The 22,763-nt window shown below is 73.9% G+C and carries 19 protein-coding genes and 2 pseudogenes; 11 read left to right on the top strand and 10 right to left on the bottom strand.

Annotated elements, in window-relative coordinates; translation table 11 throughout:
* Positions 1-508 precede the first annotated feature (508 nt).
* Positions 509-3,022 (top strand): bifunctional serine/threonine-protein kinase/ABC transporter substrate-binding protein, encoded by a 2,514-nt coding sequence (locus IE98_RS52415; RefSeq protein WP_159401187.1) that lies wholly within the window; start codon positions 509-511, stop codon positions 3,020-3,022.
* Here the strand turns inward: IE98_RS52415 and IE98_RS0138410 are convergent.
* Positions 3,016-4,071 carry a serine hydrolase domain-containing protein gene (locus IE98_RS0138410; RefSeq protein WP_052391510.1) on the bottom strand — a complete coding sequence of 352 codons (1,056 nt, stop codon included), beginning with the start codon at positions 4,069-4,071 and terminating at the stop codon, positions 3,016-3,018. The two genes, IE98_RS52415 and IE98_RS0138410, sit on opposite strands and share 7 nt — an antisense overlap.
* Before the next feature lie 321 nt (positions 4,072-4,392).
* Between IE98_RS0138410 and IE98_RS43765 the strand changes: the two genes are divergently transcribed.
* The 3 genes and pseudogenes from IE98_RS43765 to IE98_RS0138395 all read left to right on the top strand — a co-directional run bounded on the left by IE98_RS43765 (position 4,393) and on the right by IE98_RS0138395 (position 5,416).
* Entirely contained in the window at positions 4,393-4,668 is a 276-nt protein-coding gene (locus IE98_RS43765) for a DUF6400 family protein (RefSeq protein WP_043176123.1), read from the top strand.
* Positions 4,655-4,888: pseudogene (locus tag IE98_RS0138400) on the top strand (hypothetical protein); the annotation flags it as partial. The gene IE98_RS43765 and the pseudogene IE98_RS0138400, both read left to right, overlap by 14 nt.
* 126 nt (positions 4,889-5,014) lie before the next feature.
* Entirely contained in the window at positions 5,015-5,416 is a 402-nt protein-coding gene (locus tag IE98_RS0138395) for a PPOX class F420-dependent oxidoreductase (protein WP_030276951.1), read from the top strand.
* Positions 5,417-5,528: 112 nt separating this feature from the next.
* Here the strand turns inward: IE98_RS0138395 and gap are convergent, their stop codons facing one another.
* The 3 genes from gap to IE98_RS0138380 all read right to left on the bottom strand — a co-directional run bounded on the left by gap (position 5,529) and on the right by IE98_RS0138380 (position 8,694).
* Entirely contained in the window at positions 5,529-6,527 is a 999-nt protein-coding gene (gene gap / locus IE98_RS0138390) for a type I glyceraldehyde-3-phosphate dehydrogenase (protein ID WP_030276949.1), read from the bottom strand.
* A 194-nt stretch (positions 6,528-6,721) separates the two neighbouring features.
* Positions 6,722-7,669 carry a GlxA family transcriptional regulator gene (locus tag IE98_RS0138385; RefSeq protein WP_030276948.1) on the bottom strand — a complete coding sequence of 316 codons (948 nt, stop codon included), beginning with the start codon at positions 7,667-7,669 and terminating at the stop codon, positions 6,722-6,724.
* Positions 7,670-7,785: 116 nt separating this feature from the next.
* Complete coding sequence (locus IE98_RS0138380; protein WP_030276945.1) at positions 7,786-8,694, bottom strand: aldo/keto reductase; 909 nt, start codon at positions 8,692-8,694, stop codon at positions 7,786-7,788.
* Between the two features lie 113 nt (positions 8,695-8,807).
* Here IE98_RS0138380 and IE98_RS0138375 point away from each other — a divergent pair, with 113 nt between their 5' ends.
* Both IE98_RS0138375 and IE98_RS0138370 read left to right on the top strand, forming a co-directional pair.
* Entirely contained in the window at positions 8,808-9,764 is a 957-nt protein-coding gene (locus IE98_RS0138375; RefSeq protein WP_199923043.1) for a helix-turn-helix domain-containing protein, read from the top strand.
* Positions 9,765-9,979: 215 nt separating this feature from the next.
* Complete coding sequence (locus IE98_RS0138370) at positions 9,980-10,945, top strand: tyrosine-type recombinase/integrase (protein WP_030276941.1); 966 nt, start codon at positions 9,980-9,982, stop codon at positions 10,943-10,945.
* Between the two features lie 259 nt (positions 10,946-11,204).
* Here the strand turns inward: IE98_RS0138370 and IE98_RS0138365 are convergent, their stop codons facing one another.
* Positions 11,205-11,681: a MarR family winged helix-turn-helix transcriptional regulator gene (locus tag IE98_RS0138365; protein WP_030276940.1), complete on the bottom strand. Its 477-nt coding sequence runs from the start codon at positions 11,679-11,681 to the stop codon at positions 11,205-11,207.
* A gap of 69 nt (positions 11,682-11,750) precedes the next feature.
* Here IE98_RS0138365 and IE98_RS0138360 point away from each other — a divergent pair, with 69 nt between their 5' ends.
* On the top strand, positions 11,751-12,674 hold the full coding sequence (locus tag IE98_RS0138360) for an alpha/beta hydrolase (RefSeq protein WP_030276938.1): 924 nt from the start codon (positions 11,751-11,753) through the stop codon (positions 12,672-12,674).
* Between the two features lie 51 nt (positions 12,675-12,725).
* Positions 12,726-12,908, top strand: a complete 183-nt coding sequence (locus IE98_RS0138355) for a hypothetical protein (RefSeq protein WP_030276936.1) — start codon at positions 12,726-12,728, stop codon at positions 12,906-12,908.
* A 78-nt stretch (positions 12,909-12,986) separates the two neighbouring features.
* On the opposite strand, the pseudogene IE98_RS47330 reads toward IE98_RS0138355, so the two are convergent.
* Positions 12,987-13,166 (bottom strand): annotated as a pseudogene (locus IE98_RS47330) (Tn3 family transposase); the annotation flags it as partial.
* Between the two features lie 147 nt (positions 13,167-13,313).
* Complete coding sequence (locus IE98_RS0138350; protein ID WP_030276934.1) at positions 13,314-15,605, bottom strand: glycosyl hydrolase family 18 protein; 2,292 nt, start codon at positions 15,603-15,605, stop codon at positions 13,314-13,316.
* A 366-nt stretch (positions 15,606-15,971) separates the two neighbouring features.
* On the opposite strand from IE98_RS0138350, the gene IE98_RS0138345 reads away from it, so the two are divergent.
* Entirely contained in the window at positions 15,972-16,382 is a 411-nt protein-coding gene (locus tag IE98_RS0138345; protein WP_030276932.1) for a VOC family protein, read from the top strand.
* 154 nt (positions 16,383-16,536) lie between these two features.
* The gene (locus IE98_RS0138340) at positions 16,537-18,939 is read left to right on the top strand and encodes an ATP-binding cassette domain-containing protein (RefSeq protein ID WP_030276930.1); all 2,403 of its coding nucleotides are present in this window, start codon (positions 16,537-16,539) and stop codon (positions 18,937-18,939) included.
* 39 nt (positions 18,940-18,978) lie between these two features.
* Here IE98_RS0138340 and IE98_RS0138335 read toward each other — a convergent pair whose 3' ends face one another.
* Positions 18,979-19,743: an SOS response-associated peptidase gene (locus tag IE98_RS0138335; protein WP_043176119.1), complete on the bottom strand. Its 765-nt coding sequence runs from the start codon at positions 19,741-19,743 to the stop codon at positions 18,979-18,981.
* 82 nt (positions 19,744-19,825) lie between these two features.
* Positions 19,826-20,605 (bottom strand): polysaccharide deacetylase family protein, encoded by a 780-nt coding sequence (locus IE98_RS0138330; RefSeq protein WP_106976828.1) that lies wholly within the window; start codon positions 20,603-20,605, stop codon positions 19,826-19,828.
* A gap of 212 nt (positions 20,606-20,817) precedes the next feature.
* Here IE98_RS0138330 and IE98_RS0138325 point away from each other — a divergent pair, with 212 nt between their 5' ends.
* The gene (locus tag IE98_RS0138325) at positions 20,818-21,261 is read left to right on the top strand and encodes a nitroreductase family deazaflavin-dependent oxidoreductase (RefSeq protein ID WP_030276924.1); all 444 of its coding nucleotides are present in this window, start codon (positions 20,818-20,820) and stop codon (positions 21,259-21,261) included.
* Between the two features lie 44 nt (positions 21,262-21,305).
* On the opposite strand, the gene IE98_RS0138320 is transcribed toward IE98_RS0138325, so the two are convergent.
* Positions 21,306-22,310, bottom strand: coding sequence for a YdcF family protein (locus IE98_RS0138320; RefSeq protein WP_030276922.1), 1,005 nt, complete (start codon positions 22,308-22,310; stop codon positions 21,306-21,308).
* Between the last annotated feature and the right edge of the window lie 453 nt (positions 22,311-22,763).

Raw genomic sequence — 22,763 nt, 5'->3', positions numbered from 1 at the left:
TGGACATGCTCGGCCGCGCAGCGACTCCACGCCGCCTGGTTAGCCCAAGCAGGGCAGCGGCAGTGACGACATTTGATCTCCTCCGCGCAATTCCCCCAGCTCAGGGGAGTCCGGACGACGCCGGTCGTCCGACCCGTCGGGCTGCTCGTGCACCGGGCCTGCAGGGCCCCGGGGCGTGCAAGTGCTCCTGCACCGGGTCCTCGATCGTGCCGCTACGGCGCTTCCGCCGGCGCTCGTTCGTCGAAGAGGCATCGTCGGGGCGGCCGCCCCGACGGCCTGCGGGCAGTGGGCGAGCTCAGCGGGAGCGGCCCGGTCCGCACGGTCTCGCGGGGTCGGTGCGACGGCGGCCCCGCCACCACGACGTGCTGCCGCCCCGGTTGGGCCGACACCCGGCCTGACCAGGGCGGCAGCGGGTTCACGGGCGGTCCGTGTACGCCCGGGCGCAGTTCGATCACAGGGCGTGCGATCGCTTCCCGGGACGGGCACCGAGCCCCCTAGAGTGTCCGCCGTGACCCAGGACGACGCGGAACTCATCGCCGGCCGCTACGAGCTGGTCGAACGGATCGGGCAGGGCGGCATGGGCCGCGTCTGGCGCGGGACGGACCGGCACCTGTTCGGCCGGGAGATCGCCGTCAAGGAGATCCTCTTCCCGCCCGGGCTGGAGGACGACGAACGCGCCGTGCTGCTGCGCCGTTTCACCGCCGAGGCGCGGGCCGCGGTGATCCTCAACCACCCCAGCATCATCACCGTCCACGACGTGGTCGAGCACAACGGCTCACCCGTCATCGTGATGGAGTTCGTCCGCGGCCGGTCGCTCGCCGCCGAGATCCGCGAGCTGGGGCCGCTGCCGGTGCGCCGGGTCGCCGAGATCGGCGCGACCATGCTCGGCGCCCTCGCCGAGGCGCACGGCGCCGGCATCGTCCACCGCGACATCAAGCCGGACAACGTGCTGCTGACGAAGGACCGGGTGGTCCTCACCGACTTCGGCATCGCGCACCTCGCGGACGCCGGCACCAGGCTGAGCCACAGCGGCACCGTCATCGGCACCCCGCACTACATGCCGCCGGAGCAGTTGGAGGGCAAGCGGCCGACCGCCGCCAACGACCTGTGGGCGCTCGGCGCCACGCTGTACCACGCGGTGGAGGGCCGGACACCGTTCGACGCCGAGGGCCTGCACGCGCTGGCGATCGCCATCTTCGCGCAGCCGCACCGGCCGCCCGTCCTGGCCGGTCCGCTCGCCCCGGTGCTGGAGGCGCTGCTCACCAAGGACCCGGCGGGCCGGGCGACCGTCGCGCAGGCCGAGGAGCTGCTGGCGGCGGTACTCCGGGGCGGCGACCCCGCGGCGCCGGCCGGGCCCGCCCCCGATCCGGCGCCGCCCGTGCCGGTGCCGGTGCCAGTACCCGTGCCGGTACCGCACACGCCGACCGCGCTCGATTCCGCACCGGACCGGGTTCCCGACAGGGCGGACCGCCGGGTGCCGCCCCCGTCGCAGGAGGCGTTCGAGGCGGAATCCGCAGACGCTCCCGCCGAGGAGTCCGGGCCCGCCGTCCCCGTCCCGGCACCGCCGACCACGCCCCCGGCGGTGCCCGCGCACCTGCCGCAGGGCCGCCCGGTGCCGGACAACCCCTACGCCACTCCCCCGGCCGCCGAGCGCCCGCAGCCGACCGACCGGACGCCGGCCGACCCGACACCCGCCGACGGGATGCCTGCCGAGGCACCGGAGACCCGCCGGTACGAGGAGTTGACGGCCGATCGGCCGGTGCGGCGGCCGGTGGGTCGCAGGGCGACCGTGCTGGCGGGGGCGCTGGCGACCCTGGCCGCGGGCGGCGTCCTCGCCTGGACGGTCGAGACCACCGGCCACGGCAGCGGCGGCAACAGCGCCGACGGACGCACTTCGGGCGTCGGGGCCACCACCACCGTGGTGATCGGCGTGGACGCCCCGCTCACCGGCGGCCTGGCGAGCTTCGGTGCCGGCATCAGGAACGCCACCGACCTCGCCGTGAAGACGGCGAACCGGCGGAAGTCCGTGCCGGGCGTCACCTTCGAGGTGAAGGCGCTGGACGACCAGGCCCAGCCGCAGGTCGGCCGGCAGAACGCCGACACGTTCGTCGCCGACCGCCGGGTGGTCGGCGTGGTCGGTCCGCTGAACTCGGGCGTCGCGCAGTCGATGCTGCCCGGCTTCGCGGCGGCCGGCCTGGTGGACGTCTCGCCGGCCAACACCAACCCCGTGCTCACCCTGGGCAGCGACTGGCAGAAGGGCGCCAAGGCGCGCCAGTACCGCGTCTACTACCGCACCACCACCACGGACGCCCTGCAGGGTCCGTTCGCCGCCCGGTACCTCGTCGAGGTCGCGAAGAAGACGAAGTTCTTCGTGATCGACGACGGGAAGACCTACGGCGCCGGCCTCGCCGACGGGTTCACCGGCGAGGTCGCGGCCCTCGGCGGCACGGTCGTCGGCACGCAGCACGTCGCCCCGGGCGACCACGACCACGCCGCCCTGGCGGCGGCCGTCCGCGCCAGTGGCGCCGAGGCGGTCTACTACGGCGGCGAGTACCCGGACGCGGCGCCGCTCTCCCGGCAGCTCAAGGAGGGCGGTGCGACGGTGCCGCTGGTGGGCGGCGACGGCATCTTCGACACCGAGTACACCCGGCTGAACGACCGGGCCGAGGGCGACCTGGCCACCTCCGTCGGCGCCCCGACGACCGAGCTCAGCGGCGGGAACGCCTTCCTGACCGACTACGGCGCCGCCGGCTACGCCGAGGAGGCCGGACAGTACGGCGCCTACGCCTACGACGCCGCGTGGGCGCTGATCGAGGCGGTCAAGGCCGCGGTGTCCGCGAACGGCGGCACCCTGCCGTCCGACACCCGGGCCGCGGTGGCGAGCGCCATGGCCGGGGTCTCCTTCGACGGCATGACCGGGCCGGTCTCCTTCGACACGTACGGCGACACGAAGAACCGGCAGCTCACCGTCTACACGGTGCAGGGCGGCACCTGGCGATCCGTCAGGACGGACCGCTACTGACCACGGCGCCCCCGCCCGGCAGCGCCGTCCTGAAGGGTGCGCAGCAGGGCTGCGCCGGGGGCGTCCACGGAGCGGTCGGTGTTGCCGAGGACGGCCACGGCCGTGCCGGTCTCCGGGTCGAATCCGGTGTACGAGGCGAAGCCCCCGGTGCGGCCGTTGTGCCAGACCTGCAGGTGGCCGCCGTGCTCGGGGTGCAGCCGGTGCGCCGACCAGCCGAGGTGCATCCAGGAGAACGGGCTGGTGCGGTGCTCGACCTGCCGGGTGAGGGCGATCGCCTCGGCCGGGCCCGCGGGTGCCTCGCCGAGGTGGGCGCGCAGGAAGGCGGCGAGGTCGCGGCCGGTGGAGCGCAGGCCGCCGGCGCCGGCCAGATCGGCGAGGTGCCACGGGGCGACGGGCCGGCGGCGCGCGCTGTGGCCGCCGGCGAGCCGCCCGGCGGCCTCCGGTGCCGGCACGACCGCGGTGTCGGCGAGCCCGAGCGGCCGGCAGACCTCGCGGCGGACGAGCGTCGCGTAGTCGGTGCCGGCGCGCCGGGCGAGGGCGAGGCCGAGCAGCCCGGCGCCGAGGTTGGAGTAGTGGTAGGTCTGGCCCGGCACCGAGCGCAGCCGCGTCCGGGCGAGCCCGGCGAGCAGCCGGTCGGCGGTGCAGCCGACGTACGGATCGGCGCTGCGCAGGGTGAGCAGGGCGGTGAGCAGCATGCCCCTCGGCAGTCGGGGCAGGCCGGAGGTGTGGGTGGCCAGCTGTTGGAGGGTGATCCGGCGGCCGTCGCGCTCGGGCACGGTACTGCCGGGCAGCAGGTCGGCGAGCGGCTCGTCGAGGGCGGCGTCGCCGGCGAGGACCGTCCGGGCCAGGACGAGGGCGGTGAAGACCTTGGTGACCGAGCCGATCTCGAAGAGCGTGTCCGGGCCGGGCGGGCTGGTCACCGCGCCGCCGGCCCGCCCGGCGCCGCGGATCTCCGCAGCGCCGTCCGCGATGCCGACCACGACCGCGCCGACCTGCTGCTCCGCCAGCCGGTCGGCGGTCCGCCGGACGAGTTCTCCGAGTTCTGCCATGCTCACCACCCTAGGTACGGTCCGCGACCGGCCCGTCCTCCCGGATGAGGAATCCCACCTCGCCCGGATCGTCCGCCAGGTGTACGCCGCTGGACGGACCCGGGACCGGCGCCCCTCCGCCGAAAGACAGACCGTGCCCTGCGCGCCGACGGGTCCTCAGGTCGGCCGCCCGGCCTACGGCCTGACGGGCCGCCGTGCGCGGTGGCCCGCGCGAGGCAACTTCGTCCACGCAGGGCCCTTGTATCGGGCGCATCTCAGCTGGTGAACGGGTTGCTCACATCACCTTGACAGCGAAGGAAGGGTTACCTAAGTTCTGCTGGCATGTCTCCGCAGTCGCACCACCGCACCGAGGACGCCGACCGCCCCGGGTCGTCGACCACCTTCGTCTTCGACATCACCGCCGACGAGATCCGCCGCCGGTCGCTGGCCGCCGCCTCGCTCGGGCCCACCCGGGACATCGCCGAGGAGGAGCGCCGCGAGGCCGAGGCCCACGCCCTGCTGTACTCCGGCCTGGACGCCGAGCAGCAGCGGCTCTACGACGACCTCGTCACGGCGGGCGTGCTGCCCGTGGAGGAGTGGACCGATGCTGCCCATTGACCCGCAGGCCGACATCGGTCGCCGCGCGTGGATCGCCTGCCCCAACTGCGACGACGCCCGCGACTGCGTGCCCTGCGGGGAGCGCCGCTCCTGTTCCGAGCACTGGCGCTACCTGATCTCCAACACCGGGAGCCTGCTCCACCTGCAGTGCCCCGGCTGCACCCACGTGTGGGACCACGAGACCGGCTTCGGTGCGACGCGCTCCGCGCTCGGCCGGGTGCCCGGCCCGCGCCGGTCCGAGCCGACCGCCGGCGTCCTGCCCGAGGAGGGCCCGGAGGCCGGCGACCGGGAGCCGCACGAGGCACCGTGATCCACCGCGGGCCGGCCAAGGCCTAGACTGCGCGGCATGAACGCCACGCCGGATGACCGGCTCGAACGCCTCGTCCGTCTCGCCTCGGGCAGCTACCTGCTGGTCACCACCTTCAAGAAGGACGGCACGGCGGTCCCCACCCCGGTGTGGGTGGTGCGGGACGGCGACGCCCTGGGCGTCTGGACGGTCGCCGACTCCTGGAAGGTCCGCCGGATCCGCAACCGGGCGGACGTGCTGGTCGGCCCCTGCGACGTCCGCGGCAGGCCGACCGGTGAGCAGGTGCCGGGCACCGCCGAGATCTGTCCGCCGGAGCGGACCGCCGCCTACCGCACCCTGCTGCGGCAGAAGTACGGCCTGCTCGGCGTCCTCACCCTGCTGGGCAGCCGGGTCCGCCGCGGCGACCGCGGCACGGTCGGCATCCGGATCACCCTGACCTGACCCGACCCGCGGGACACCGAGCGGGACCCCGCGGGACACCGAGCGAAGCGCCCGACGGCGCGGCCGGGCGGACCCGGCCGCGCCGTCGGGCGCAGCTGCACGTGGCGGGTGCTCAGTTCTCCGCGAGCAGTTCGAGGGTGTCGATGACGCGGTTGGAGAAGCCCCACTCGTTGTCGTACCAGGCGACCACCTTCACGTGCTTGCCGTCGACCCGGGTGAGGGCGGCGTCGAAGATGGACGAGGCCGGCTGGCCGGTGATGTCGCCGGAGACCAGCGGCTCGTCGGCGTAGTCGAGGATGCCCTTGAGCGGGCCGTCGGCGGCGGCGCGGTAGGCGGCGAGCACCTCCTCGCGGGTGACCTCGCGGGAGACCGTGGTGTTCAGCTCGACGATCGAGCCGACCGGGACGGGCACGCGGATCGAGTCGCCGGAGAGCTTGCCGTCGAGCTGCGGCAGCACCAGGCCGATCGCCTTGGCGGCGCCGGTGGTGGTCGGCACGATGTTCACGCCGGCGGCGCGGGCGCGGCGCAGGTCGCGGTGCGGGCCGTCCTGGAGGTTCTGCTCCTGGGTGTAGGCGTGCACGGTGGTCATGAAGCCGTGCTCGATGCCGGCCAGGTCGTCGAGGACGGAGGCCAGCGGGGCCAGCGCGTTGGTGGTGCACGAGGCGTTCGAGACGATGACGTGCCGCGCCGGGTCGTAGGCGTCGGTGTTCACGCCGTAGGCGAGGGTGACGTCGGCGCCGTCGGAGGGGGCGCTGACCAGCACGCGGCGGGCACCGGCCGTGATGTGGGCGCGGGCGGCGTCCGCGGCGGTGAAGCGGCCGGTGGCCTCCAGCACGATGTCGACTCCGAGCTCGGCCCACGGCAGGTTGGCCGGCTCGCGCTCGGCGAGCACCTTGATCCGGCGGCCGTCGACGACCAGGTCGGTGCCGTCGATCTCGACGGAGCGGCCGAACCGGCCGAGCGCACTGTCGTACTTGAGCAGGTGGGCGAGCGCGTCCGGGGCGGTGAGGTCGTTGATGGCGACGACCTCCAGCTTGCTGTCGCGTTCCAGCAGGGCGCGCAGGGTGTTGCGTCCGATGCGGCCGAATCCGTTGACGGCGATGCGGGTCATGGAGGTTCCTCTCGAAGTCGTCCCGCAACCATGGTCGGCGTCGCGGCCACCGCCGGACAGTGGCCCGGATGACAGCGTGCGCAAGGATCTCGCCAGATCCTTCGCCAACGCTCGCAAGGATCTCGCCACCCCGGCCGGCGGGACCTGCGGCAGCGCCCGTCGTGCCCGGATCCGGCCGCCGGGCCGAGGAGCCGTCAGGCCGAGAAGGTGTGGCGGTACTCCGTCGGGGAGGTGCCGAGGATCCGGTGGAAGTGCAGGCGCAGGTTGGCGCCGGTGCCGAGGCCGACCCGGTCGGCGATCTGCTCGACCCCGAGGTCGGTGCGTTCGAGCAGCTCGCGCGCCAGGTCGACGCGGGCCCGCAGCACCCACTGCATCGGCGTGTAGCCGGTGTCCTCCACGAAGCGCCGGGAGAAGGTGCGGGCCGATACCTGGGCGTTGCGGGCCAGGTCCTCCAGGGTCAGCGGTTCGGCGAGGTGGGCGAGGGCCCACTCGCGGGTGCCCGCGAACAGGTCGCCGAGCGGTTCGGGGACGCTCCGCGGCACGTACTGCGCCTGCCCGCCGCTGCGGTAGGGCGCCGCCACCAGCCGCCGTGCCACGTGGTTGGAGAGGCCCACGCCGTGGTCGCGGCGGAGCAGGTGCAGGCACAGGTCGATGCCGGAGGCGGCGCCCGCCGAGGTGAGCACGTCGCCCTCGTCGACGAACAGCACGTTGGCGTCCACCCGCACCAGCGGGTGCCGCTCGGCGAGGGCCCGGGTGTAGTGCCAGTGGGTGGTGGCCCGCTTGCCGTCGAGGAGGCCGGTCGCGGCGAGGGCGAAGGCGCCGGTCGAGATCGCGGCGAGCCTGGTGCCGCGGGCGTGGGCGGCGGTCAGCGCGGCGACGACCGCGGCCGGCGGCTCGGTGGTGGCCGGCTCGCGGTAGCCGGGGATGAAGACGGTGTCGGCCTGCTCGAAGGCCTCCAGTCCGTCCGCCACGTGGTACGAGAGGCCGTCGCCGCCGGTCACCAGCCCCGGTGCGGCTCCACAGACCCGCACGTCGTAGGGCATGCTCGGCCGGTTGGAGAAGACCTGGGCGGGGATGCCCACGTCGAGCGGCTTCGCGCCCTCCAGCACCAGCACCGCGACCTGGTGGTTCCGGCGACCCATCGGTACTCCTCCTGCGCACGGCGCGGCCACTGGTCGTCCGCTCCCCCGCGGGTGGCCCGAACGACGACTGTCGCAAGCATCCTGCCACCCGCGGTGGGCCCTTGCCCCGGCACGCCTCAGCCCTCCCGGTGGTGGAGGGCGCCGAGGACGGCCAGGTCCTCGGCGGTGAGCCGGAGCGCGGCGGCGGCCACGTTGGCGGTCAGGTGGTCCGGGTCGCCGGTGCCGGGGATGGCGAGCACGTGCGGGCCGCGGTGCAGCGTCCAGGCGATCCGGACCTGGGCGGGGCTCGCGCCGTGGCGGCGGGCGACGGCGAGCACCTCCGGCGGCTCCTCCCCGGTGGTGCCGGCCTGCCGTCCGGGGCCGGCGATCGCGTAGAACGGGACGAAGGCGGCGCCCCGCTCGCCGCAGGCGCGGAGCAGCGCGTCCTGCTCGGGCGGGCCGCCGATGCCGTACGGGTTCTGCACGCAGACCACCGGGGCGATCGCCGAGGCCTCGGCGAGGTGGTCGGCGGTGACGTTGGAGAGGCCGAGGTGGCGGATCAGCCCGGCCTCGCGGAGTTCGGCGAGGGCGCCGAAGCGGTCGGCGACCGGGTCGGTGCCGACGACCCGCAGGTTGACCAGGTCGAGGTGGTCGCGGCCGAGCTGGCGCAGGTTCTCCTCGACCTGGCCGCGCAGCTGCTCGGGGGTGGCGTGCGGCAGCCAGCGGCCCGAGCGGTCCCGGCCGGGGCCGACCTTGGTGGCGATGACCAGCCCGTCCGGGTAGGGCGCCAGGGCGCGGTTGATCAGCTCGTTGGCGGAGCGCAGCGGGGAGAAGTAGAAGGCGGCGGTGTCGATGTGGTCGACGCCGAGGTCGACGGCGCGGCGCAGCACGGCGATCGCCTGCCCGCGGTCGCGGGGCACGGCGCTGCGCACCAGGGCCGGGCCGGTCTGCGGCAGGCGCATGGCGCCGAAGCCGAGCCGGTTGACGGTCAGGTCGCCGAGCGTCCAGGTGCCGGCCGCCGCCGCGGTGATGGTCTGTGAGGTCATGCGCGGCATCATCGGCGGGGCCGTAGAGTGGCCGCCAGTGATTCGGGCAGGGGCGAATCCGGGCGGGGGCGCGGGTGGCGGAGCTGGTCTTCTCGGTGCGGGACCTGGCGCAGATGCGGTTCGCCGTGTCGCCGATGTGGGAGGTCGGTCCGAGCCTGCGGCTGCTGCGGTCGGGGGTGGTGCATCCGGTGCACCGGCGGTGGGCCGAGCAGGTGCGGCCGCGGCTGGCGGCGGCGGGTCTGGACCGGGGCCGGCTCGCCGAGTTGGTGCAGCCGTCGGGGTACGTGCCGGACTTCCTCAATCCGACGCCCGCGGCGCCGGTCGCCGAGCTCGCCGAGGAGGTGGACGGCATCCTGGCCACCCCGCCGGAGCGGGTCCGCCGCGACCTGGACCGGCTGCGCCGCGAGCAGGGCGGGCTCGGGCCGCGCACCGAGGCGCTGTACGCCCGGCCGGAGGCCCGGCTCGCGGGGGTTGCCGAGGAGATCCGGCTGTACTGGGAGCTGGCGCTCGCCCCGTACTGGGCGCGGATCCGGGCCGTGCTGGACGCGGACGTGGCGCACCGGGCCCGGCAGGTCGCGGAGCGCGGCGCGGCGCACCTGCTGGGCGGGCTGCACGCCTCGGTGCGGTGGGACGAGGACACCCTGCGGCTGCTGCGCCGGTCGAGCTCGCTCTCCCGGCCGACGGCCGGTCACGGGCTGCTGCTGATCCCGTCGGTCTTCACCGGCCCCGTCCCGTTCACCCGGGTGACGCCACCGGACCCGCCGCAACTCGCCTACCCCGCCCGGGGGATCGGCTCGCTCTGGGAGGCACCGTCCGGTGGCGGGGGCGAGGCGCTGGCGGCCGTGCTGGGCCGTACCCGCGCCCGGCTGCTGGCCGAGCTGGACTCCCCCGCGTCGACCACCGAACTGGCCCGCCGCACCGGCCTGTCGCCGGCCGCGGTCTCCGAGAACCTGACCGCGCTGCGCGCCGCCGGCCTGACCACGGCCCACCGCGCCGGCCGCGCCGTGCTGTACGCCCGCACGGCGGCCGCGGACACCCTGCTCGCGGCGGCCGCCGCTGTGGGTGGCTGAGCGGAGAACGGGGGCTGAGGAACATCGGAGCGAAAACCGGCGCTAGGCCCGGATCGCTGCTGGTGGGCGCCTGACGGGTCGTTGGCGCCGGAGCGGTGGTGACGTCGTTCCATAGATAACGCCCTAATATCTGCGGCATCGCCGATCGCGACCTGCGGCGACGCCGCCGGGCCGCTGCGCGAAGCGGACCTGTTATCTGTGGCAAGGGGAAGCCGGTGCCCATCCTGTTGCTGCCGACCGGGAAGGCGCTGACGGTCCGGACGGCGGCCGACGCCTTCCTCGACTCGCTCACCAACCCGAACACTGTCCGGAACTACGGCATCGCGGTCGGGAAGACCGCCGAGCACCTGGGCGAGGCCCGCCAGCTCTCCGCGGTCGCCGACGACGAGGTCGGCGGCGCGCTGGAACTGCTCTGGGGCAGCTCGGCGGTGAACACCTGGAACGCTCGCCGCGGCGCGGTCCTCTCCTGGACCGGCTGGTGCGCCGAGCGCGGCTACGACGGGCCGGTGGTCCCCGCCTGGGCGAAGCGGCTGCCGCCGCCGGACTCCGACACCCCGGTGCGCTCGAAGATGGCGATCGACCGGCTGATCGCCCGCCGGGACGTCCACCTGCGGGAGAAGACGCTGTGGCGGATGCTCTACGAGACGTGCGCCCGCTCCGAGGAGATCCTGGATGTCAACATCGAGGAGCTGGACCTGGCCGGCCGCCGCTGCCCGGTGAAGTCCAAGGGCGCCCAGCCGAAGGTCCGCCGCCCCCCGTGTGCCGACTACGTGCTGGAGACGGTGTTCTGGGACGCCGGCACCGCCCGGCTGCTGCCCCGCCTGCTCAAGGGCCGTACCCGCGGCCCGGTGTTCGTCACCCACCGCCGCCCCGGCCCCGGCAAGGTGCTTTCCCCGCGCGACGTCTGCCCGAACACCGGGCTGGCCCGCCTCTCGTACGGCCAGGCCCGCGCGCTGCTCGACCGGCACACCGCCCTCGCCGGGCCGGGCACCGGTTGGGACCTGCACGAGTACCGCCACTCCTCCCTGACCCGCCTTGGCGAGCAGGGCGCCTCCGAGCTGATGCTGATGGCCAAGTCCCGGCACAAGAAGGCGGAGAACGTCCGCCGGTACTTCAAGCCGTCCGCCGAGGCCATCGCCGAGGTCACCAGCCTGCTTGCCCCCGGCGACAGCCGGCGCTGAATGACGCGACAGCGGGTACGACTGGAGTTTCGCCATTCTCGTGATCGGCCATTGGGTAGCGGGTGACGGTGTGTGAGGTCGGCTGGTCGTCACGGTTTGGCGGGTGGGCTGCCCCGGAAGCCAGGCCGGAAAGCATGAGCGCGCGTCCCGGCCTACGGCCAGAAGCTGCGGACAGCGAAGAGGCGTCAGTCCGGGGCGGACCCTGATGATGCCCGGGGTTGACCACGACGTGGCCGGTTCGACCGGGTTGTGAAACGCGTCAGCCTGTGGGTGTGCCGATCTGGTCGCGTTCCAGGAGGGAACGCAGCTCCGAGAGGGCCTGCGCTGCGGCCGTGAAGGGCGACGCCTTGAGCGCATCCGGGATCAACTCGGCCAACCGCTCGGTGAAGGTCCGTTCTGCCGCGTCGACCAACTGCAGGCCGTCGCCGGTCAGGGCCAGCAGCGACGACCGGCGATCGGACGGATTCGGCCGACGGGCAACCCATCCCTGTCTCTCCAGGCGGTCGATGCCCTTGCTGGTGGCCCCGATGCCGACGGCGAACTCGGCGGCCAGGTCTGCCACCCGGGATCCGGGACGGTCGCGGAGGTAGCGCAGGAATTCGAACTGCGATGTGACGATCCCGTGCCGCTCTCGAAGACGGTCGCTGAGGGCGTTGTACAGACGCGTCTCGCATCGGACGAGGTCGGCGAAGAAGCCCGGGAGATCGACCGTCTCATCGCCTGCTTTAGATGCCACGGCATATAGTCTACATTAAATGCCGCGGCATATAGTGCCTAGGAAGTTACTTACAGCAGGAGCACACACATGAGCAAGGAACAGCGCGCGCAGGTCAACGCGATGCTGCGGCAGCCCCGACCCGAGGGTCCCCAGTCGGTCGAGGCGATCCGAGCCGGATTCAAGGCGATGATGGCCCAGATGGCCGTCCCGGACGGCATCCGCATCACGCAGACGACGCTCGGCGGCCGGCCCTCACTGCACATCGAGCCGGACAACGGCCCGCACACCGGGACGATCCTGTACTTCCACGGCGGCGGCTACGTGTTCGGCTCCCCCGAGACCGCACTGTCACTGACGGGTCACCTCGCGGCCAAGACCGGCTTCAGGTCGTACTCGCTGGACTACCGGCTCGCCCCCGAGCACCCGTTCCCGGCCGCGATCGAAGACACACTGAGCGCCTACCGCGCCCTCCTCGACAGCGGCGAGGACCCTTCGACCATCGCGTTCGCCGGGGACTCCGCCGGCGGCGGCCTCACCGTCACCACCTGCCTCGCCGCCCGCGACGCCGGCCTCCCGGTGCCCGCCGCCATCGTGGCCTTCTCCCCCGGCCTCGACGCCACCCGGACGGGCGAGAGCATGGACACCAAGGCGGGCATCGACCCGTTCTTCACCCGCGAGAGCCTGGGACACACCGGGGACATGTACCTGGCGGGAGCCGACCCGCACCAGCCCACGCTCAGCCCCGCCGTCCTCGCCGACCTGACAGGCTTCCCGCCGATGCTCCTCCAGGCGGGCACCAACGAAGTGCTCCTGGATGACTCCACCCGCGTGGCCGCCCGCGCCCGTGCAGCCGGAGTGGACGTCATCCTCGACATCACCGCCGACGTACCCCACGTGTTCCAGTCCTTCGCCGGCGTTCTCGACGAGGCCGACCAGGCGCTGGACCGGGCAGCCCTCTTCCTCACCCAGCACGTCCACAATCCCGACACAGCGGCCACGTCAGCCCGGTAAAGCACGGAGCCGTCTGGCCATACAGCAGGCTGGGCGGCGCCGAGCTGCGCAGTGAAAAGACTCCAACACGAGTCAACCGCGCAGACAGCCGGCAACCGGGCCATCGAGCCGCTGGCCATCGACCCCGAGACCATCGCTGAGCAGCTGCAGGCGAACCTCCAGCAGGCCGCCGAACACTGGCGGCACCTGGCGGCCCAGACCCTGGCCCTGGCCGGGCAGGCCGTCGCGAGCTGACCTGGGCTGCACATGAGGGTGGTCGGAGCCATTGGAGCTGGCTCCGACCACCTTCGATGACTTTAGCGGGGAAGGCGCTCACCACTGGCCGACGGCACCCGGGTCACGCAGGGGACGCAGGTCCCCGGACAACTCCGGCAGTTGGAAGGAGTACCTGCCCAGCATGTTGACGTGGTGGCGCACGAACGGCGAGAGCCGGGCGACGTCCTCGTCCCGAACGTCGAAGCCGTCGGCGCGGAGCCGGGTCAGGGCGGCGTCCGCCGTCCACCAGGCCGCTGTTGACCGGAAAGGACCGCAGGAACTCCCGCCGGGCCGGATCCGGTTCCGTGTCGGTCATCCGGGCACGCCGGCGGAGCGGGCAGTGCCCCGCCGCGGTGTGTTGCGGCGGGGCACCGGGGGGCGGGGTCAGCCGAGTGCGGTGGCCATCGCGTTGAGGAGGGTGCCGGAGCTGTCGTCGTTCTCCAGCGAGAAGGCGAACATGCCGGCCAGGCCCTTGGACCGGGCGTAGGCGCCGCGGGCCTGGACGGCCTGCGGGGTGTCGCCCGTCCAGAAGTTGGTGCCGTCGTAGACCCAGGAGGACTCGGTGACCGGGTCCCAGTGGGTGGTGGCGGCGGTCGGCGCGAGTTCCTTCCAGGCGGCGAGGCCGGCCTCCTGGCTGAGCGGCTTGGCGGCGGTCGGGCCGGTGGCCGACTGGTAGAGGCCGTACGCGTTCCCGGCCGGGACGCCCGTCCAGCCGCGCCAGTAGAACGGGATGCCGAGGACGAGCTTGCCCGCCGGGAAGCCGCCGGGGATGCCGTACTCGGGGAGGCCGGTGGTGTAGGCGGCGAGCGTGGTGTCGAGGTTGTACTTGCGGGTGCCGGGGGTGATCGGGGTCGTCGGGTCGGCGGGGCTGTCGTGCAGCGGGTCCTGGTGGTTGGTGGGGCCGGTGGCGTCCCAGGCGCCGTGCATGTCGTAGGTCATGATGTCGGCGTAGTCGAGGTAGCTGCCGATCCGGTCGGTCTCCAGGAGTGCGATCTTGTCCTGGCCGCTGGGCAGCGCGGCGGTGAGCAGGAACCGCTTGCCGACGCTCGCGCCGTAGGCGTCCAGCTGGGTGCGGAACTCCTTGAGCAGCAGGGTGAAGTTCGCCTTGTCCGCGGCCGAGTAGTGGTTGCCGGTGTGCCCGCCGGCCGAGCCCGGGTACTCCCAGTCGAGGTCGATGCCGTCGAAGAGGCCCGCCGCGGCACCCTGGCCGCCGGAGGGGTCGCCGGCGACCCCGGTCGGCAGGTTGCCCTTGAGGAACATGTCGACGCAGGAGGAGACGAAGGCCTTGCGGGAGGCGTCGGTGGCGGCCGCGTCCGAGAAGTACTTGGAGTAGGTCCAGCCGCCGATGGACATCGTCAGCCGCAGGTCGGGGTACTTGGCCTTGAGCTGGCGCAGCTGGTTGAAGTTGCCCTTGAGCGGCTGCTCCCAGGTGTCGGCGGTGCCGTCGACGCTGTCGGCCGCGGCGTAGTCGGCCTGGTAGTCGGCGTAGGCGTCGCCGGCGCCGTCACCGGCGTTGGGGTTGTCCTCGTGGGCGGCGTCGGAGGCCTTGACCGCCTCGAAGCAGGTGTGGCTCGTGGGGTGGATGTTGGCGAAGGCGTAGGTGACGACGTCGAGTTTGCCGGCGGCGCCGCTGGTGCCGATCTGCTTCGGGAAGTACGCGTTCTCGTAGATGCCCCACTGGTCGAAGTAGGCCGAGGCGTACGGCTTCGCGGGCGGTGCGGCGGCGGTGGTGACCGTCACCGGGGCGGACTGGCCGGAGGCGTGGCCGGCCCGGTCGTAGCCCTGCACGGTGAAGGTGTGGGTGGTGCCGGGCAGCAGGGAGCTGACGGCGACGGTGGTGCCCATCGAGGTGGCGACCAGCTGTCCGTCGGACCACACCTTGTAGGCGGGCACGTCGCCGTTCTGCGAGGAGTCCGTGGACGGTTGCCAGGAGAGCACCGCGGTACGGGCGGTGGTGCGGCCTGCGGTCACCCCGACCGGGGTGGACACCTTCCCGTCACCCGCCGGACCGGTCGGGCCGGCCGAACCCGTGGGACTGGCCGAACCCGTGGGACTCGCCGAGCCGGTCGGGCCGGCCGAGCCGGTGGGGCTCGCGGACCCGGTCGGACCGGTGGACGAGGAGGACGGCGTCGGGCTGCCGGTGCCGCCGGTGGGACCGGTCAGGCTGAGGTCGTCGGCCCGGTAGGTGCCCTGCCCGTACCAGCCGTGGGTGAAGACGGTGACCGAGGTGGTCGAGGCCCCGGTCTTGAAGGTGGTGGTGAGCTTCGTCCAGTCGGCGGCGGACGAAGCCCAGGTGCTGGCGTTGACACCGGTGCCGGTCGCGCCGAGGTAGACGTAACCGCCCTGCACCCAGCCGGAGAGCGTGTAGCTGGTGTTCGGCTGGACGGCCACGGCCTGCCGGCACTCGGCGGTGTCGGCGGCGGTCACGGCGCCGGCGAGGGCGTGGCCGCCGCTGTGCACGGGGGTGGTGACGACCGACCCGGCGGGGCAGGTCCAGCCGGTGGTACTGCCGGCCTCGAAGCCGGGGTTGGTGAGGAGTTCCACCGGCGCGGCGGAGGCGGCGCCGCCGAGGGTGGTGAGGGCCGCCGCGCTGCCCGCGGTGAGGGCGGCGGCGAGGGTCAGGGCACCGGCCCGCCGTCGGGGGCGGGCGGCGGGTGCTGCCGGGCGTGGGGGCACGGCTCGTTCGAGTATGGGGGTGTCCTCCGGGAGTGGGGGCCGGCGGTGCAGCGGTCCGGGTGGACCGGCGGGGAGCCGGGTGCGGGTGGGAGCCCGGAGGGACGCGTCCGCCGTCGGCTACGGCGTACACGTCGCATCCCCCACAGATTGGACTGGACCAATGTCCGGCGTCAAGGGAGTCCCGGCCACCGGGCGCCCACGGCACCGGAACTGACGCGAATTCACCATGCGCGTCCGGCCGTCGCCGCCGGCCCTGCGCTCCCCGGAGGACCGGGCCGCTTCCCGGAGGACCCGCCCGAGCGGGCGCCGCGGACCGGTCAGGAATGGAGAAGCCCCGGTCGATGCCGCGTGGCTAGCGTTGCAGCCATGGACATCACCATTCAGTGGACCTTCCTCCCGCACACCGACCCCGAGGCCTCGCTGGCCTTCTACCGCGACCTCCTCGGCTTCGAGGTCCGCAACGACGTCGGCAACGGCACGATGCGCTGGATCACCGTCGGCCCGGTCGGACAGCCCGGCATGTCGATCGTCCTGGAGCCCCCCGGCATGGACCCGGGCATCACCGACGACGAGCGCCGCACCATCACCGAGATGATGGCCAAGGGCACCTACGCCCGGATCACCCTGGCCACCGCCGACCTGGACGCCGTCCACGACAAGCTGGCGGCGGGCGGCGCCGAGCTCGTCCAGGAGCCGACCGACCAGCCGTACGGGCTGCGCGACTGCGCCTTCCGCGACCCCGCGGGCAACCTGGTGCGCCTCAACCAGATCGGCTGAGCCGCCCGGCGGCCGCGGTCCGTCCCTCCGGGCGACGGACGGACCGCGGCCGACCCGGCGGAAGTGCACCGGGTGCGGCGCCCGGACTGGTTGGATCGGATCAGGCAGGGCCGGCGGGGCCGCGGACGCGGCCCGCCCGACGGACGGAGAGACGATGAGCAGGGCCACGGGGACGGACGGGCGGGCGCCCGAGGTGCACGGTGCCGACCGGCACCACCTGATCCGCGTGCACGGTGCGCGCGAGAACAACCTCAAGGACGTCAGCATCGAGATCCCCAAGCGCCGGCTGACGGTGTTCACGGGCGTCTCCGGCTCGGGCAAGAGCTCGCTGGTGTTCGACACCATCGCCGCGGAGTCGCAACGGCTGATCAACGAGACGTACAGCGCCTTCGTGCAGGGCTTCATGCCGACGCTGGCACGGCCCGAGGTCGACGTCCTCGAAGGGCTCACCACCGTGATCACCGTCGACCAGCAGCGGATGGGTGCCGATCCCCGTTCGACGGTCGGCACCGCCACGGACGCCAACGCGATGCTGCGCATCCTCTTCAGCCGGCTCGGCGAGCCGCACATCGGCCCGGCCAGTGCCTACGCCTTCAACGTGCCGTCCGTCCGGGCGAGCGGGGCGATCACCGTCGAGCGCGGCGACCGGAAGACGGTGAAGGCGACCTTCAACCGCACCGGCGGCATGTGCACGCGCTGCGAGGGCCGCGGCTCGGTCACCGACATCGACCGCGCGGAGCTGTACGACGACGCCAGGTCGCTCGCCGACGGCGCGATCACCGTGCCCGGGTACAAGTCCGGCGGCTGGAACCACCGGCTGTACAGCGAGTCGGGCTTCTACGACCCGCACAAGCCGATCCGCGACTACACGGAGAAGGAGCTGCACGACTTCCTGCACCACGAGCCGGTCAGGATGAAGATCGCGGGCATCAACATGACCTACGAGGGCCTGATCCCGCGGATCCAGAAGTCGATGCTCTCCAAGGACCGCGAGGGCATGCAGCCGCACATCCGGGAGTTCGTGGACCGCGCGGTCACCTTCACGACCTGCCCCGAGTGCGGGGGCACGCGGCTCAGCGAGGGGGCCCGGGCGTCGAAGATCGGGCGGATCAGCATCGCCGACGCCTGCGCGATGGAGATCCGCGACCTCGCCGAGTGGGTCCGCGGCCTCACCGAGCGCTCGGTGGCGCCGCTGCTCGCCTCGCTGCAGCAGACGCTCGACTCCTTCGTGGAGATCGGGCTCGGCTACCTCTCGCTCGACCGGGCGGCCGGCACGCTCTCCGGCGGCGAGGCGCAGCGGGTCAAGATGATCCGCCACCTCGGCTCGGCGCTCACCGACGTCACCTACGTCTTCGACGAGCCCACCGCGGGCCTGCACCCGCACGACATCCAGCGGATGAACGAACTGCTGCTGCGGCTGCGGGACAAGGGCAACACGGTGCTCGTCGTGGAGCACAAGCCGGAGACGATCGCGATCGCCGACCACGTCGTCGACCTGGGTCCGGGCGCCGGCACGGCGGGCGGCAGCGTCTGCTTCGAGGGCACCCTGGACGGCCTGCGGGCCAGCGGCACCGTCACCGGCCGGCACTTCGACGACCGGGCCGCGCTCAAGGAGGAGTTCCGCAAGCCCAGCGGCAGGCTGGAGATCCGCGGCGCGTCGACGCACAACCTGAAGGACGTCGACGTGGACGTGCCGCTCGGGGTGCTGGCCGTGATCACCGGTGTCGCCGGTTCGGGCAAGAGCTCGCTGGTCCGCGGGTCCCTGTTCGCCGGGCGGACGGCCGGGGCGGACGGTGTGGTCGCGGTCGACCAGGCGCCGATCCGCGGCTCGCGGCGGAGCAACCCGGCGACGTACACCGGGCTGCTCGACCCGATCCGCAAGGCCTTCGCCAAGGCGAACGACGTGAAGCCGGCGCTGTTCAGCGCCAACTCGGAGGGTGCCTGCCCGACCTGCAACGGCGCCGGGGTGGTGTACACCGACCTGGCGATGATGGCCGGTGTGTCCAGCACCTGCGAGGACTGCGAGGGCAAGCGGTTCGACGCCTCGGTGCTGGAGTACCGGCTCGGCGGCCGGGACATCAGCGAGGTGCTGGCGATGCCGGTGACCGAGGCCGCGGAGTTCTTCGGCGCGGGCGAGGCGCGCACCCCGGCCGCGCACCGGATCCTCGAACGGCTCGCCGACGTCGGGCTCGGCTACCTCGCCATCGGCCAGCCGCTCACCACGCTGTCCGGCGGCGAGCGGCAGCGGCTCAAGCTGGCCACCCACATGGCGGAGAAGGGCGGCGTCTACGTCCTCGACGAGCCGACCACGGGTCTGCACCTCGCCGACGTGCAGCAGCTGCTGGGCCTGCTCGACCGGCTGGTGGACTCCGGCAAGTCGGTCGTCGTCATCGAGCACCACCAGGCGGTGATGGCGCACGCCGACTGGATCATCGACCTGGGCCCCGGCGCGGGCCACGACGGCGGCCGGATCGTCTTCGAGGGCACACCGGCCGACCTGGTCGCCGCCCGCTCGACCCTCACCGGCGAGCACCTAGCCGCCTACGTGGGCGCCTGACGCCGCCGGCCGGCCCCGACCGCGCCCGTCCGTCCGCCGTCAGCCGGCGGGCGGGCCGGCCGGGTCGGCGAGTCCGAGCGGGTCGTCCACCCGGTCGAGCAGCTCGGGGCCGTTGGAGCGCACACTGTTCACCGCAGTGGACACCGCCCGGACGGTCAGCTCGCCGCCGGCCGGGGTGTGCAGCAGGTGGTGCAGGTCGGCGGCGTCGGAGCGGTCCGGGTCGAGCCAGACGTCCAGGTCGGCGGGGGCGATGGTGAGCGGCATCCGGTCGTGGATGCGGCCCGCGCTGTCCGTGGCGTCGGTGGTGATGATCGTGGTCGTGGTGAGCCAGGCCGCGGGGTCGTCGTCCGGGACGGAGCGGTCCCGCCAGAACTCGTACAGGCCCGCCATCAGCAGCACCGATCCGGTGCTGAGGTAGTAGGGCTGCTTGAACGCCTTGCGGCCGGTGGCGGCCTCGACCGGCCGCCACTCGAAGTAGCCGTCGGCCGGGATCACGCAGCGGCGGGCGGCGAAGGCCTTGCGGAAGGCCGGCTTCTCGTGGACGGTCTCCGCCCTGGCGTTGATCATCCGGGCCCCGCCGGCCGGGTCCTTGGACCAGGACGGGACGAGGCCCCAGCGCAGCGGCCGCAGCTGCCGCACCACCTCGCCGGTCTCCCGGTCGAGCCGTTCCAGCACCGCCGGCACCGGGTGGGTGGGGGCCACGTTCCAGCTCGGGGCGAGTGCCTCGGCCGGGTCCCAGCGCATCTCGCCGAGCAGTCCGACCAGGTCGACCGGGGTGGTGGTGGAGACGAAGCGACCGCACATGCGTCCACCCTGCCACGCCGGACCGCCCGCGGCGGGCAACCTGCCGGATCCCGTGCCGGGACGGGGCCGGGCCGGCGGTCCGTCAGACCAGGGACGCCAGGTCGATGACGGTGTAGCCGCGGGACTCGACGGCGTCGACGACGGCGGGCAGGGCGCGGGAGTCGACGTTCGGGCCCGAGGTCTCGGTGGAGCCGAGGTGCATCTGCAGGATCGTGCCGGGCCGGATCGCCCGGACGGCCCGGTCCACCGCGTCGTCCACGCCCACGCCGCCGCCCTCGCCGAGGTAGCCGAGGGTGTCGTCGGTGAACTCGATGTCGGCGTAGCCGAGCGCGTTGACCTGGGCGATGGCCGACGGGGTGGTCTCGCTGTACGGGAAGCGGTAGAAGGGCAGCGGCTCGGTGCCGGTGGCCCCGCGGATCGCCTCGTCGGCCCGCTCCACCTGCTCGCGCAGCCCGGCCGCGTCGAGGTCGGCGAGCTCGGGGTGGTCGTAGGAGTGGCTGGCGACGCCGTGCTCGGCGGCGAGCGCCGCGGCCGCCTCCGGGTTCGCCTCCGCGAACTGCCCGGTCAGGAAGAAGGTCGCGGGGACGCCGCGGCCGCGCAGTTCGTCGAGGACGGCGTCGATGCCGTCGTCGTTCCAGGCGGCGTTGAAGGTGAGGGCCACCACCCGGTCGCCGGTGGGGATCAGCCGGACCTCCTCGCCGAACAGGTCGGCCAGTCCGCGGCGGCCCGCGGCGGGCCGGAACCGGTCCGGGCCGGGGCGGGCCGGGCGGCGGAAGTCCGCCGTACTGCCGAGCGGGAGGGCGAGGGCGGCGCCCGCCGCGAGGAACGTCCGCCGCCGGAGCGGCTGCTGAGGGTGCGTCACCAGCGCAGTATCCGGCCGCCGCCGGGCCGCCGGTGCCCGACACGCCCGCGCCGCGGCGGGGCGGGGGCCGGCCGGGTGCGACACGCTGGCCGGTCCGCCGGGGCGTGACTCGGGGCGCGGCGGATGGTAGGCCGGGGGGTGTCCGGGGAGGCGTTCCCCGGCCGGGCGGCGTCCGGCGCGGCCCGGGTCCGACGGCAGACGGGATGGCGGGCATGCCCATGGAGGGCGAGTACGAGCCGAGTCCGGAGCAGTGGGTGCGGGACCAGGTGGAGCTGTACGAGAGTTCCGGCGGCACGCGGGGCACCACCCTGCGGGGCATGCCGGTGGTCGTCCTCACCACCCTCGGTGCGCGCAGCGGCAAGATCCGCAAGACTCCGCTGATGCGGGTCGAGCACGACGGCAGCTACGCGGTGGTGGCCTCGATGGGCGGCGCCCCGCGTCACCCCGTCTGGTACCACAACGTGGTGGCGAACCCGCTGGTCGAGCTGCAGGACGGGCCCGTCCGGCAGGAGATGTCCGCCCGCGAGCTCGGCGGCGCGGAGAAGGCCGAGTGGTGGGAGCGCGCGGTGGCGGCCTTCCCCGACTACGCGGCGTACCAGCAGCGGACGGAGCGGGAGATCCCGGTCTTCGTGCTGGAGCCGGTCGGCGGCCGCTGAGCCGTCGGTGCGGCCGATCGTCCCAGCACGGATCGGCCGCGGCGTCAGGGCCGCCAGCCGGCGGTGGCGCCGAGGACGGCGAGCAGCAGCACCGCGCCCGCGTTCGTCCGCGGGTAGCAGAGCAGCAGGGCGCCGAACTCGCGCAGCACGGCGCCGGGCCAGAGCACGCCGGCGGTCGGGGCGCCGACGACCTGCCCGGGCACGCCGGCCCGGCGGGCCTCGACGGCGGTGCGCAGCACGTGGAAGTTGCTGGTGACCACGGTGCAGCGGTAGTCCGGCCGGTGCTGGCGCATCAGCCGGTCGCTGAACCGCAGGTTCTCCGCGGTGTTGCGGGAGCGGTCCTCCCGCAGCACCGCGGCGGCGGGCACGCCCCGGTCGGCGGCGTAGCGGGCCATCGCCTCGGCCTCGCTGAGCTGTTCGTCGGTGCCCTTGCCGCCGGAGACCACCAGCACGGGCGCCGGCGGCCCGTTGCGCTCCTGCTCGGAGCGGAGCCCGAGGGCGCGGTCGAGCCGGGCGGCGAGCAACGGCGACACCCGGTCGTCGTCCAGCCCGGCGCCGAGCGCCACCACGAAGTCGACCTGCCGCGGCGGCGGGATCCGGCCGTACAGCGCCGAGTAGCCGAGGCAGCAGAGCAGCAGGAAGGCGAGGTACCCGGCGATCAGCAGGGCGGCCGCGGCGGCCGCGTGCAGCGGCCGGGAGTCGACCCGGGCCGCCGTCCACAGCACCCCGACGAGCACGAGCCCGGCCGATCCGGCGAGCAGCGGCAGCAGGTGGACGGGGCTGCCGCCGGCCCGGCGGACCATCAGCACCCCGTTGCCGACCAGCAGCGCGGCGACGGCCAGCGCGGCGAGCAGGGCCGCGACCGGCAGGGCGTCGGCGACGGCGCGGGCCGTGCCCGGCGGCAGCCGTTCCAGTTCGCCCAGCAGGCCCGCCGCCGCGGCCGCCACGGCGAGCCCGAGCAGCACCGCGTTGCTCAGCCGCCGCAGGTCCCGCGCGGCACCGATCGCGAACAGCACCAGCAGGACGGCGGCGAGCAGGTAGGCGACCATGCCGCGATGGTAGGCGCCCGCGCCCGGACGGCGGCGCCGACCGGGGCCCGCGTCCACGTGCCAGGGCCCGGGAGTTGTCCGCGGCCGGCATGCGGGAGGTGCCTCCGCGCCGCTGACGTGACCGCCCGAGCGCCGCCGGGGACGGTTGCTAAGGCGTGTCTTCAAAGGCGACGGATGCCGCACAGGGGCGCGGGGAACTGCGCGATTCGGATGCGGGCCACCGTGCGGACCAGGGGTGAGCCGGACTGGTCAGGAGCACCGATCCCGGACTGCGCAGTTCTCCCCCAGCCTGGCGGCCGGGAGGTGCCCCCCGCGCCCCTGAATCGACCTCCCGAGTGCCCTTTGAAGACAACTCCTAGTGTCCTGAGTCTGGAATTTCATTCATAAATGTAGACTGAGCTTGTGGCGCGGACGGGGCGGCCGAAGGCCGAGTTGATGTTGTCGGACGATGAG

Source organism: Streptomyces sp. NRRL B-24484, assembly GCF_000717715.1.
GTDB lineage: Bacteria > Actinomycetota > Actinomycetes > Streptomycetales > Streptomycetaceae > Kitasatospora.
Note: the sequence above shows the minus strand (reverse complement) of the source record. Positions and strands in the feature narration are given on the sequence as shown.